An 11,668-nucleotide genomic window follows, 5' to 3' on the forward strand; every position below is an offset into this window, starting at 1 on the left:
CGGGCTCCGGGTCGGCGGCGTGCCGGCGCAGCCCGTCATCGGCGGCGGCCGCGACGGCGTGCCAGCCGCCGAGGGCCCGATCGAGCGTGGCGGCGACCTGGTCAGGCGGCTCGCACTGCTCGGCCAGCTCCCGCGCGACCAGCCGGACCAGGTCGTGCAGCCGATAGCGCGGGCCGATCGAGGCTCGCCCGGCGCTTTCCACCAGGTGGCAGTCGAGCAGGTCGTCGAGCAGCCGCTCGGCCTTGTCCTCGCCGGCGTCCAGCACGGCCGCGGCCACCCACGCGGCGAAGTCGGGCGCGTCGAGCAGGCCGAGCCTGCGGAACAGGCGTTGCTGATCGGGGCGCAGCTGCTCGTAGCTCAGCACGATGCTCGCTCGCACGGCGACATCGCCCGCCTGCAGCCAATCGAGCCGACGTCGCTGGTCGGCCAGCCGCGCAACGAAATCGGCCAGCGTCCAGTGTGGACGGTGGGCCAGGCGCGCCCCGACCACCCGCAACGCCAGCGGCAGCCCGCCGCACAGCACGACCAGCTCGGCCGCGGCGCGCGGCTCCGCGGACAGGCGGTCGTCACCGATGATGCGGCGCAGCAGTGCGGTGCTGTCGGCATCGCTGAGCACAGACAGGGCGGCCGGGTGCACGCCGTCCACAGCGGACAGTCGCCTGCGGCTGGCCGCGAGCACGGCACAGCCCGGCTCGCCCGGCAGCAGGGGGCGCATCTGCTCCTCGTTGCACACGTCATCGAGCACGACCAGGATGCGCCGGCCGGTGACCAGGTGGCGGTAGAGCTCCGCCCGCTCCTCGACACCCTTGGGGATCGCGCCCGCGGCCACGCCAAGCGCGCGAAGGAACCGGGCCAGCGCGTCCGCGGCCGGCACCGGATCGGGATGCGAGCCGTTGAGCCGCACAAAGAGCTGTCCGTCCGGATAGGACTGCCGAACGCGATGCGCCGCATGGATCGCGAGGGTGGACTTGCCCACCCCGCCGGGCCCGGTCACGGCGATCACCAGCGGCGCGGGCCGCTCGCCCTCGGCCGCGAGCATTGCGGTCAGGTCGTCGACGAGCGCCCGCCGGCCGGTGAAGTCGCTCAGGTCGCTGGGCAACAGGTGCGGCACGGCCACCTCGTGCAGCGTCGGCAGATCGCTGCGCGGGCTCAGGCCCGCCTCACCGCGCAGGATGCCAATGTACATGTCCCGCAACGACTCCGACGGTTCGATGCCCAGCGCCTCGACCAGCTGCGCCCTGCCCTCGCGATAGACCCGCAACGCGTCGGGCACGCGGCCCGCCCGCGCCAGCGCGGTCATCAGCTGGCCGCGCAGCCGCTCCCGGAACGGATAATCCGCCACCAGCTCGCGCAGCTCGGTGATAAGCTCCCGGCCGCCGCCGGTCGCGAGGTCGGCCGCGATCCGATCCTCAAGCACCGCCATGCGCAGGTCGTCGAGGTGCGCGGCCATCTGCCGCACCGACGGCAGCGAGATGCCGGCGAACGCCTCGCCGCACCATCGGTCCAGGGCCGACCGCAGCTGCCTGGCCGCCTCGTCGGCCCGGCCGGACTTCAGCATCTCCCGCCCGGCCGCGACCTCCTGCTGGAACAGATCCAGATCAACTTCAATCTTTATCTGGTATCCAGTGGGCCGCGTGATGATCGGCGAGTCTTGCCCGTCACCGGTGTCCAGCAGGCGACGCAGTGCCGACACGAGGCCCTGCAACTGCACGCGCGCGGACGCCGGTGGATCCGCCTCCCACAGCTCGTCGATGAGACGGGAGGTCGGCACGACATCGCTGCGCCGCAGGACGAGCAGCGCCAGAAGCGCGCGGGCCTGCGGCGGCCGGACGGCGACGACGGTGCCATCGACTTGCACCTGCACCGGGCCGAGGACTCGCACCGAACGCCTTGCCGTGCCCAAACTCCCCCCATTGGCTCGACATGCAGGCTACTAGTGCGCGCCCACATCGGCCACCGGAGGCGTGGCAGGAGGTCAGCCCGGCATGAGCCTGCGCTGCCCGGCCGGCACGACGAAACGCCGGTCGGGCGTCACGGTCACCCGGGAAAAGTCCGGCTCGGTGGTGCTCGACACCGTCATGAACTCCGCGGTCAGGTCGGCGGCGGTGAGCGTGCAGCGGACGTAACCGCGCCGGTCGCGGCGGTACTTGATATATGGCATGACGGGATGCGGCTGCAGGATGTCGGGTTCCGTGGAGGCTCGCGGGCCCCCGCTGGAAACGGAGGTGGTCACGAGTTCGACGCCGATGTGCGCGCTGTTGCTGTTGTACGGATTCTGCAACAGGTCAACAGCCCAGTGGCGGTGCACGTCACCGGTCAGCATCACGGGGTTTGGCACACCCCGCGTCACCCAGCCGGCGGCGATGCGGTCCCGCTGCTGCCGATAGCCGTCCCACGACTCGGACCCGCCGTCACAGGTCGTCGGGTCGCGATCGGGGTCGCGGTTGGCGAAGAACACCTGCTGCCCGATCAGATCCCACGTCGCGGGGTGTGTGGCCAGGCCGTCGAGCAACCACTGCTCCTGCGTGCCGCTGATCATGCGGTGGTTGGGCGAGCCGATCGTGGCGCAGCTGGGCATGTCGGTGGCCATGGGCGATCGGGTGGTCCGCGTGTCCAGCATGTGGAAGCGGCCCAGCGCGCCCCATTCGAGCCGGCGATAAAGCGTGATCGCCGAGCCGTTGGGCCGCTGCGCCGCGCGGACCGGCATGTTCTCGTACCAGGCTTGGAGCGCCTGCGCCTTCTGCGCCGCCGATGGGGTGCCGGCGTGGTAGCCGTTTTTCACCTCGTGGTCGTCGAACACGACCGCCCACGGCGCGGCGGCGTGGGCGGCGCGCAGCGCCGGGTCCGTCCGGTGTTGCGCATAGCGCAGGCGATATTCGGCGAGGGTGTCGACGACATCCGTTCCCCAGTCGACATACTCGCGGACGTTGGTGTCCTTGTCGGTGGAGAACTCATAGGTGTAATCACCGAGAAACAGCACAAGGTCGGGGCTGTCGTTCGCGATCTGCCGGAAGGCGTGGAACCATGCCTCCTCGAAGTGGGCGCACGAGGCGACGGCGATCGTCATCTTCGCGGGCATGACGCCCGGCCCTGGCGCGGTGCGGGTCCGGCCGCGCGGCGAGATGTGCGCGGGGGTGCTCACCGTGCGGAAGCGGTAGTAGTAGAACCGGCTGTGGTCCAATCCGGACACTTCAACGTGGACACTGTGCGCGGACGACGGGACCGCCGTGACGATCCCGGACGCGACGACGTTGGCGAAGTTGCCGTCGGTGGCCACCTGCCATTCGACGTCCACATTGGTCGCCGGCATGCCGCCGAGGCCGTCCGGGTTCAGGGGTGCGGGTGCGAGGCGGGTCCACAGCACGAAACCGTCGGTGGTCGGGTCACCCGACGCGACGCCGAGCTGAAACGGATCGTGCGGAAGTTGCGGGGTCACCTGCGCACCCACACCGCCGCCCGCCGTAAGCAATGCCGCGGCAGCGCCGCCGAGGACGAAACTGCGCCGATCAAGTCTGCTCATCCGTGTGCGCTCCCCTCAGGCGTAGTCGGTGACGCCGTCGCTGCACGTGGCCCGTTGAATGACACCGCCGGACCCGATGCAGACCTTGTAGAAAATCCAGTCGCCCTCGGGGATGTCGCCGGTCTCCGCGACCACGTCGCCGCCGTCCGCGCCCAGCCGGTTCCACACCTCGTACGGGCCGGTGCCGTCACTGCGCCACCACTGCACGACCGCGGCGTAGCCGTCGCCCAGGCGGTCGTCGACCATCAGGTGATCGCCGTAGGACATGAAGAAGGCCATGCCCGCACAGCCCTGAAACCTGGTCGTGCCATCGGCGTTGAGCACCCGCTTGCTGCACGTGGCGGAGTCCGCCGAAGCCGGCTGCGCCACCGCCAGCGCACCCACGGCGCCCAGCATGGCCGCACAGGCAAGGGCGCCCAACCGAAAACCGCGCCGCATCGTACCTCCCCAAATCGTTGAGCATTGCTTGCCGCGAGCGTGCCCGATCGGGCCAACCAAACGCTAAGCCGCCGCGCTTAGCGAATCCTTAGGGCCACCACGCAGATTCGAGCGATGAGCCACGCGCCGCGGATCCTCGACTCTGGTGATGACGCGCGGGCGTCCGCCTGGCGCCACCGGGCCAGCGACCATGTCCGTGCTTGACGCGGTGCGCCTGTGCCGGCGGGCGGCGGCGGTCCGGCTGGGCAAGCGTTGGTGGATTGAGGTCCGCGAGCCGGATGGGCTCTATCCAACCCCGTTCACCCGGACGGTGTGCGGGCTGGCGTTCTCGCCGGACGACAGGGAACTCGTTGTGGTTGGTGTCGGCGACAACGGCGACATCGAGGCCGCGCTGATCCACCTGCGCTATCCGGACTCGACGGTGACGGTCCGGCTCGCGGGGCCACCCCCGGCCGGGCCGGTGCGCTGCGCGGTGGGCTGGCCTGGCGACGGCCCCATCGCCGTGCTGCGCAACGGGCACGACGTGTTGGTGCTCGATGTGCTCACCGCGAAACCACGCGGGTCATTTCGATAGCGCCTGCTCGGGCTCGGAGGTTTCGTCGGCGTGAGCGATGCGGGTCATCTCGCGCCAAAGCAGCACGACGAAGACCGCCGAACCGGCGAAGCCGAACCAGAACGGTGCCGTGACACCGGCCCGGGTGGCGAGCACGCCGCCGATCACACTGCCGGCGACCAGCCCGCCGTAGGAGCAGATGGTGTTCAGGCTGTTGACCCGGCCCTGCAGGTGGGTGGGGACGGCCCGCTGCCGCACGGTGATCGACGTCGTGCCCCAGATGAAGGCGTGCGCGCCGAACAGGAAGTTGATGGCGGAGGCCACCCACGGTGACGTTGTGAGCGCGAAGCACAGATGGGTGAGGGTTTCGATGACGAGTCCGATGCGCATGACGTTGCCCAGGCTCACCCGTCGCGTGATCGCGCCGTAGAGTGCCGTGCCGAGCAGCCCTCCGGCCGCTCCGACCATGGTGAAGACGCCGAAACCGATGGCACCGAGCCCGAGCCGCTGCTGCGCGTAAAGCACGAGAATGGCCCACGCCGCACCGAACGTGATGTTGAAGACCAGGATGATGAGGAGGAGCGTCCGTACCGCGGCATGCCGGATGGTCCACCGGAAGCCCTCCGCGATGTCGCGGCGGAGGCTGCGGGATTCGCTTGCCAGGCCGCGGCCGTGTGTGGGCAGCGCCACCCGCGAGACCAAAATCACCCCTGCGGCGACGAGGATCGTCTCGGCGATGAACGGCCATGCGGTGCCTGCCGCGAACAGGGCCGCGCCGACGGTCGGCCCGGCCAGCTGGTTGAGCGTGATGAGCCCGGTCTGCAGGCGCGCGTTGGCGAGCGCGAGGTCGTTGCGGTGCACCAGCATGGGGGCAAGCGTGGTCGAGGTGATGTCGGCGAAGACCTCGGCCGTGGCCAGCAGGCCAAGCGCGACAAGCGCCCAGACGACCGTGACCTGCCCGGTGAGCATCGTGACGACCAGCGCCGCGAGCACCACGGTCCGGAAGGCGTTCGCCACGACGACGATGACCCGCCTGTTGAGCCGGTCCGAAAGCACTCCGGCGTAAAGCCCGAACACGAGCGATGGTGCCCACCGCAGCAGGGCGGCGAGTGCCACCAGGAACGCGTCGTTGGTGAGCGAGGCCACAAGCAACGGCCCGGCCGCCACGGCCACGCCATCGCCCAGGTTCGTGGTCCATGACGACGCCAGCAGCCAGCGGAAGCCGGCGCCCAGGCGCGCCGGGACGAGCGCCTCGATCAACCTGCCCATAAGGTCGAGACCCTACGTCGCGACCGTCACCGGCCGCAAAGCAATTCGCGGCAAGGCCCCGGCTTGTTGACCATGGAGTTGGTGTCACGACACGCCGCCGGACATAGGCATAGTTCATGACCAACCGGAACGAGGTGTGGGTGCGCCTCCTCAGGTATCGACGCGTATCGGCGTATGGGACGAGCATCGCCAGCACCGCTAAGCAATCGCTAAGCAAAGCGCGGTTTGGCGCTTAGTGGCATTGACGGCATGCTATGTCCGCGCTGTATGGTCCACACCCATGCGACTTCAAGTGGTGCGGCGCGGACTGATCGTGCTGCTGATGGCCGTGGTGGCGGTCGGCGCACCGGTGCGTCCGGACGCGGCGCGCGCGGCTGACGTGGTACCCCCTAATCGAGGGTTTGAAAATGAACTGTCTGGCTGGACTCGATTCAGCGCGGCCGGCACGGTGACCGCGACGACCGAGCAGGCCTACGAGGGTGTCAAGAGCGCCAAACTCGTTGACACCAGTGCGGAAACGTCCACGGGACTGGAGAGCGGCCGGCTTGCCACCGGGCCGGGCAGGCACGCGGTGGTTGCGCGGGTGCTGGTCGCCTCCGGCAGCGCTCAACTGTATCTGCGCTTCTACAACTCGGCCGGCACCCTGGTCGGCAACCACTACAGCAGCCTCGGGACAACCGGCGGCGCCTGGGAGACGCTCAGCGTCAGCGGCACCGCCCCCACGGGCACCACCACGTTTTCGGCCCTGATCTACTCGGCCGTGGGAAACATCGGCACGTCCTATTTCGACGATGTCTCGCTCAGCAAGGGCGTGACCAACCTGGGCGTGCAGATCACCCACTCAATGATCAACGGGACCACGTTCGGCATCGGCGCGAACCAAAACAAGATCTTCGGCGTGTTCACCGGTTCGAACGCCGGCAACCCGCCGCGTTTCGCGACCATCGACGCCGACACCGAACGCGTGGTCGGCGCGACCATCCCGCTGGCCAACGGCGCCACGGGCGCATGGGCCGCCACGACCGCCACCGACGGCACCGTCTACGTCGGCACCTACAGCAACGCCGGCGTGTACCGGCACGTGCCCGGCAGCGGCACGGTCACCAGCCTCGGCACGCCGATCACGGGCCAGTCGTTCGTGTGGTGCCTGACCGCCGGCGCGGACGGCCGGGTCTACGGCGGGACGTACAAGAGCGCCGGCTACTTCAAGTACCAGCCCGCCAACGGCTTTGCCACCATCGGTTCCGTGCCGATCTGGCCGGGCAGGCAATACGTGCGCAGCATCGCGTTCGACCCGAGCGAGGGCGCCACTTATCTCGGCGTCGGCACCAACGCCGCACTGATCCGCTTCGATCGCGTCACCGGAGCCAAGCACAACGTGCTGCCCGCGAAGTACGCGGGGGAATCGATGGTCGGCGGCTTGACGTTCACCGGCGGCAGACTGTTCGCCACGATGGCGTCCGGAACGCTGTCGGTGCTCAACATCGTGGAAAACGCGGACGGCACGGTGACCTCCACCGAGGAGGCGACGGGCAGGACCGGCCTGCACGTGTCCCCGGCGCGCGACGGCAAGGTGTATCTCATCTCCGGTGGCGCGTTGCACGTTTACGACATCGCCGCGCGCACATTCACCCCGGTCGGCGTCGGCGTCAACGTCGCGCCGACCGAACTCGGCTGGGTGCGCCTGGCCGACCAGGCCGCGTTCCCCGGCGAGACCCTCGTCGCGGTCGGCCACATCCTAGGCCAGACCCATCTGTTCAAGTACAACCCTTTGAGTGGCATGGCGCGCACCGCGCCGGTGGCCGGTGCGCCGGTCACGCCGACCGACCTTCATTCGGTGGGCGCGGGGCCCGACGGCAAGATCTATACGGGCGGATATTTGACCGGCGGTACGGGTGTCTACCAACCGCTGCACGGCGACGCCAACGACGCGACCCCGGATCTGCTGCACCGTGGCATGAGCCAGACCGACAGCATCCTGGGCTACGGCGGCAAGGTGTACTTCGGCGTCTACCCGGGAGCCCGGGTGTACGAGTACGACCCCGCCGCACCCTGGGGCAACAGCAACCCCAGACTGATGGCGGCGTTGAGCGGGCACGGGCAGGACCGTCCATTCACGCTGGCGGCCGGCGAGGGCAAACTGTTCGTCGGAACCGTGCCCAAATACGGCGCCTACGACGGCGCGCTGAGCATCTTCGATCTGGTCACGGGCGAGCTGACCGTCAAGCGCGACCTCGTGGCCGACCAGGGCGTGGTCTCGCTGGCCTACCACGGCGGCAAAGTCTACGGCGGCACGACCATCCGGGGCGGGCTCGGCGTTGACACGGCACCGCGCGCCATCGAGGCCAAGTTCTTCTCCTATGATCTGGCCACGGCAGCCAAAGTCGAGTATTCGCTGACCCTGCCGGGCGGGCGCAAGCCGACCGCGATCACCGCACTGTCCGTTGTGGACGGAAGGATCTGGGGTCTCGCCGAGGGATTCCTGTTCGTGTTCAACCCGGCGACCAGCAGCTTCAGCACGGCGCCGGTGCAGAAGTTCGGCGCCGTCGACTACCGCCCCAACGGCACCTGGCGCGACGCCGCCATGACGACCACACCGAAGGACACAACCTCGGTGTATGTCACCATCGCCGGCGCTCTGTATCGGATCAACAAGAGCACGCTCGCGGTCACCCACCTGGCCGCCGGCGCGCACGGCATCACGGTCGACCAGCTCGGCGACATCTACTACTACAACGACACCAACCTGTTCCGCTATCTGCCTTAGCGGAAACCGCCCATCGTGCACACCCACGCAGAACCGGCGTGGGTGTCGCCATTTCAACGGTCGGCGATCCGCTGTGGAGTCCCTGATGTCTCGTCAGGGGCTACCTTCTCGAACCGGAAGGAGGTGCGGCCGTTGGCGTCGGAGCAGATCGCGGCTCGGCTGGTCCGATCTCGATGTAGACCGTGGGCAGGCGGCTGTCCACGGTTTTCGAGTACAAGCGCCGCAGCAAGCCGTGGCGGGCCGCGAGGGCGCGCTCCGCGACCGGCTCCTCGTCTTGGTCGAGCACCCGGGCATAGCCCAGCATCGCCGGTCCCGTCGGCCGGCCGCGGCCCGTGCTGGGCGCCAGCAGGACGGCCGGATTGCGGCGGATCCGCTTGACCTTGTAGGCATCGGCGCCGGTGCGCACGAACACCCGGTCGCCCTCAACCGCGACCCAGATGGGCGTCGGAACGGGGGTGCCGTCCCGGCGGTAGCTGACGAGCACGCAATGCCGCCCACGCAGCATCCGCGGATCCCAGTCGACCCCTTTTCCCTTGGAAACTGCGGACGCACGGGGATGGCGGATGCGTGCGTTGACGGCGTTCTGGATACGGCGGAAGCGGCCCTGCTGCGGGTTGGTCTTCGCAGTGGTCATGCCGGGTTCTCCTCATCTGCGGCCACGAGTGGTCGAACGGTCCGCCGCTAAACTAACCTACATTCGTGTACGTATGTTAGGAGAGTGGTGGTGGCCACAGCGAAGACGAACGGTTCCCGACTGACGCAGGCGGACCGGCGCGCCCGTTCGCGCGGCGCCCTGTTGGAGGCCGCAGCACGAGGGCTGTCCAAGTACGGCTACGCCAACCTGGTGCTGGAGCGTGTGGCCGGCGACGCCGGCTACACCCGCGGCGCCCTGTATCACCTGTTTGCGAACAAGGAGGACCTGACCCTGGCGGTGGTGAAGTGGGTCGAGGAGACCTGGAACGCGCAGGTGCGAGATCCTGCCGCGGCCAAGGCCGACCCGGCCGATGCGCTCATCACGCTCGCGCGGGGGCACGCCGTCTACTGCCGCCGCGACATAGCCCGCGTCATGTTGACCCTGCGAGTCGAGTTCGCCGGCCAGGACCATCCGGTCGGGCGGGCGATCACCGAAATCGTCAACCGGCTCACCGCCGACTGCGCGGCATGGATCAGTGCGGCTCGCCGAAGCGGGGCCATCCCGGCCGGGCCGCCGCCCCGCAAGACGGCAGGCGCCTATCTCTCTGTCATCGAGGCTGTGGTGATCGCACTTGCCGGGCAGGCCCCCCATGACACCGAGCTCGCCGAGCGGGCGGCCCGCGGCGTGCTCGGTCTGCCGCCCCGGCGAGTTTGAGAGGACCAACCCCATGGAACGCCTGCCCTATGTCGACGAACACGCCGTCCCTGTCAGCGCGTCCCGGGACGCGGTGTGGTCGGCGCTGACCCACGTCCTGCACCGCACGATGACCGGCAGCGTGCGGCTGGCACGCCTGCTCGGCACCGAACCCGCATCCGCCACGCCGACCTTCGGGGGACGCCCCGGCGAGACCGTGCCGGGGTTCCGCGTCGTGCATGCCGAACCGGGCCGTCAACTGACTTTGCAGGGACGCCACCGCTTCTCGCGCTACCGCCTGACGTTCCTCCTCGATGACGATCGTCTGCGGGCGCAGACGCATGCGGCCTTCCCCGGTCCGCATGGCAAGCTCTACCGCGCGGCCGTCATCACGTCGGGCGCACACCGCATCATGACGCGCCGCATGCTGCGACAGGTCGAAAAGCGTGTCCGCGACACGGATCGCCGGCGGCCGTGAGGCCAGCCGACGGAGGTCTTACAACGTGCGCAGGTGGAAGCCGCCATCCACGTCGAGCACCTGCCCCGTGCTGAACGGCAACAGATCCGTGGCCACGGCGACCACCGCCCTTCCCACATCGTCCGGTTGGCCCCAGCGACGGATCGGTGTGAGGCCCTGATCGATGATGAGGTTGTCGTAGCGCTCTTTGACCGCGCTGGTCATATCGGTCTCGATGACGCCGGGGCGTATCTCGTACACGTTGATGCCGTGCTCGGCCAGGCGGGCGGCGAACAGCTTGACGAGCATCGCGAGCCCCGCCTTCGAGACGCAATAGTCGCCGCGGTTGATGCTTGCCGTGTAGGCACTTATCGAAGACACGACGACGATTTTCGGCTCGGTGACGGTGCCCGCGGCGATCTGCTCGATCATGGATCGGGCGACCAGCTGGGTCAGGAAGTACGGTCCCTTGAGGTTGATCCCGATGAGCCGGTCGAACGATTCCTCGCCGGCCTCAAGGATGTCGGCCCGCACGCTGGGGGCGACACCGGCGTTGTTGACCAGCAGGTCGATCCGGCCGAACGCGGCGAGCGTCTCGTCGACCAGGCGCTGCCGGTCTGCCGTTCGCGCGATGTCGGCCTGCACGGCGACACCGCGCCCGCCAAGCTCTTTGACCTTGTCGCACACCTCCTGCGCGGCCGTGGCATTGCTCGCGTAGTTGACGGCGATGTCGTAGCCCGCGTCGGCAAGCGCGACAACGATCCCCCGCCCGATGCCACGCGACCCGCCGGTGACGATCGCGACCCTGCGCGTCATGCGGCACCTCCGAAGAACGTGTAGTAGGGCTCGTCCCGTGCGATCCGCTGCAGGTAGAGGGCGAGCTCGCGGGCGTGATAGTCGCCCCACATGCTGGACTCGCCGTTGGGCACGCTCTGCCCGGCTGCGACGTGGTCCCAACCGTTGGGGCGGTGGTAAACCGAGTGCAGGATCAGGCCCTGGTGCGACGCGTCGGTGCTCAGATAGGGCTCGGCGAACAGCGTGTTGGCCACGGTCAGCCCGGCCTGCCAATAGCGCTGTCCCTGCTCCTGCTGACCCGTGGCGGTCAAGTAACGGCCGAGCCGCAGCAGCCCCTGCGCGCCGATCGCGGCGGCCGACGAGTCGACCGGCTCGTGCGCATTGAACGGGTCGGCGGGGCGGTCCAAATAGTCCTCGCCGAGCCGGACCAGACCCGGTGCGCCCGTGTCCCAGTACGGTATGCCGTCGACCGGCGTGTTTTCCAGGTAGAAGTCGCACGTCGCGGCGGCCGCGCGGAGCAGCGTCGCGGTGATCTCCTCCCG

General features: G+C 69.1%; 11 protein-coding genes. 4 read left to right on the forward strand and 7 right to left on the reverse strand.

What is annotated here, in order from left to right; translation table 11 throughout:
* The 3 genes from DM816_RS35090 to DM816_RS35100 all read right to left on the reverse strand — a co-directional run.
* Window positions 1-1,882: AfsR/SARP family transcriptional regulator (locus DM816_RS35090; protein WP_170318912.1), on the reverse strand; the 1,882-nt coding region annotated here is incomplete at its 3' end.
* 93 nt (window positions 1,883-1,975) lie between these two features.
* Window positions 1,976-3,520 carry an alkaline phosphatase D family protein gene (locus tag DM816_RS35095; RefSeq protein WP_117214761.1) on the reverse strand — a complete coding sequence of 515 codons (1,545 nt, stop codon included), beginning with the start codon at window positions 3,518-3,520 and terminating at the stop codon, window positions 1,976-1,978.
* Window positions 3,521-3,535: 15 nt separating this feature from the next.
* Window positions 3,536-3,958, reverse strand: coding sequence for a hypothetical protein (locus tag DM816_RS35100; RefSeq protein ID WP_117214762.1), 423 nt, complete (start codon window positions 3,956-3,958; stop codon window positions 3,536-3,538).
* A gap of 190 nt (window positions 3,959-4,148) precedes the next feature.
* On the opposite strand from DM816_RS35100, the gene DM816_RS35105 reads away from it, so the two are divergent.
* Entirely contained in the window at window positions 4,149-4,532 is a 384-nt protein-coding gene (locus DM816_RS35105) for a hypothetical protein (RefSeq protein ID WP_117214763.1), read from the forward strand.
* Here DM816_RS35105 and DM816_RS35110 read toward each other — a convergent pair.
* Window positions 4,521-5,780: an MFS transporter gene (locus tag DM816_RS35110; RefSeq protein ID WP_117214764.1), complete on the reverse strand. Its 1,260-nt coding sequence runs from the start codon at window positions 5,778-5,780 to the stop codon at window positions 4,521-4,523. The genes DM816_RS35105 and DM816_RS35110 overlap by 12 nt on opposite strands.
* 280 nt (window positions 5,781-6,060) lie before the next feature.
* Between DM816_RS35110 and DM816_RS35115 the strand changes: the two genes are divergently transcribed.
* Window positions 6,061-8,547 carry a hypothetical protein gene (locus DM816_RS35115; RefSeq protein ID WP_162908153.1) on the forward strand — a complete coding sequence of 829 codons (2,487 nt, stop codon included), beginning with the start codon at window positions 6,061-6,063 and terminating at the stop codon, window positions 8,545-8,547.
* Between the two features lie 100 nt (window positions 8,548-8,647).
* Here DM816_RS35115 and DM816_RS35120 read toward each other — a convergent pair whose 3' ends face one another.
* Window positions 8,648-9,181, reverse strand: coding sequence for a PPOX class F420-dependent oxidoreductase (locus DM816_RS35120; protein WP_117214766.1), 534 nt, complete (start codon window positions 9,179-9,181; stop codon window positions 8,648-8,650).
* A 90-nt stretch (window positions 9,182-9,271) separates the two neighbouring features.
* Between DM816_RS35120 and DM816_RS35125 the strand changes: the two genes are divergently transcribed.
* Together DM816_RS35125 and DM816_RS35130 are read left to right on the forward strand one after the other, a co-directional pair.
* Window positions 9,272-9,895 carry a TetR/AcrR family transcriptional regulator gene (locus DM816_RS35125; RefSeq protein ID WP_117214769.1) on the forward strand — a complete coding sequence of 208 codons (624 nt, stop codon included), beginning with the start codon at window positions 9,272-9,274 and terminating at the stop codon, window positions 9,893-9,895.
* Between the two features lie 13 nt (window positions 9,896-9,908).
* Window positions 9,909-10,352, forward strand: coding sequence for a hypothetical protein (locus tag DM816_RS35130; protein ID WP_117214767.1), 444 nt, complete (start codon window positions 9,909-9,911; stop codon window positions 10,350-10,352).
* 18 nt (window positions 10,353-10,370) lie between these two features.
* On the opposite strand, the gene DM816_RS35135 is transcribed toward DM816_RS35130, so the two are convergent.
* Together DM816_RS35135 and DM816_RS35140 are read right to left on the reverse strand one after the other, a co-directional pair.
* On the reverse strand, window positions 10,371-11,147 hold the full coding sequence (locus DM816_RS35135) for a 3-ketoacyl-ACP reductase (protein WP_117214768.1): 777 nt from the start codon (window positions 11,145-11,147) through the stop codon (window positions 10,371-10,373).
* On the reverse strand, window positions 11,144-11,668 hold a 525-nt coding region (locus tag DM816_RS35140), incomplete at its 5' end, for a hypothetical protein (protein ID WP_211588993.1). The genes DM816_RS35135 and DM816_RS35140, both read right to left, overlap by 4 nt.

The sequence above is a fragment of the Allorhizocola rhizosphaerae genome (assembly GCF_003426775.1).
Classification (GTDB): Bacteria; Actinomycetota; Actinomycetes; order Mycobacteriales; family Micromonosporaceae; genus Allorhizocola; species Allorhizocola rhizosphaerae.

Excerpts from the sequence above, each read along its gene's own strand:
- DM816_RS35095 (WP_117214761.1), bottom strand. The coding sequence starts at position 3,520 with ATGAGCAGACTTGATCGGCGCAGTTTCGTCCTCGGCGGCGCTGCCGCG.
- DM816_RS35100 (WP_117214762.1), bottom strand. The coding sequence starts at position 3,958 with ATGCGGCGCGGTTTTCGGTTGGGCGCCCTTGCCTGTGCGGCCATGCTG.
- DM816_RS35105 (WP_117214763.1), top strand. The coding sequence starts at position 4,149 with ATGTCCGTGCTTGACGCGGTGCGCCTGTGCCGGCGGGCGGCGGCGGTC.
- DM816_RS35110 (WP_117214764.1), bottom strand. The coding sequence starts at position 5,780 with ATGGGCAGGTTGATCGAGGCGCTCGTCCCGGCGCGCCTGGGCGCCGGC.
- DM816_RS35115 (WP_162908153.1), top strand. The coding sequence starts at position 6,061 with ATGCGACTTCAAGTGGTGCGGCGCGGACTGATCGTGCTGCTGATGGCC.
- DM816_RS35120 (WP_117214766.1), bottom strand. The coding sequence starts at position 9,181 with ATGACCACTGCGAAGACCAACCCGCAGCAGGGCCGCTTCCGCCGTATC.
- DM816_RS35130 (WP_117214767.1), top strand. The coding sequence starts at position 9,909 with ATGGAACGCCTGCCCTATGTCGACGAACACGCCGTCCCTGTCAGCGCG.
- DM816_RS35135 (WP_117214768.1), bottom strand. The coding sequence starts at position 11,147 with ATGACGCGCAGGGTCGCGATCGTCACCGGCGGGTCGCGTGGCATCGGG.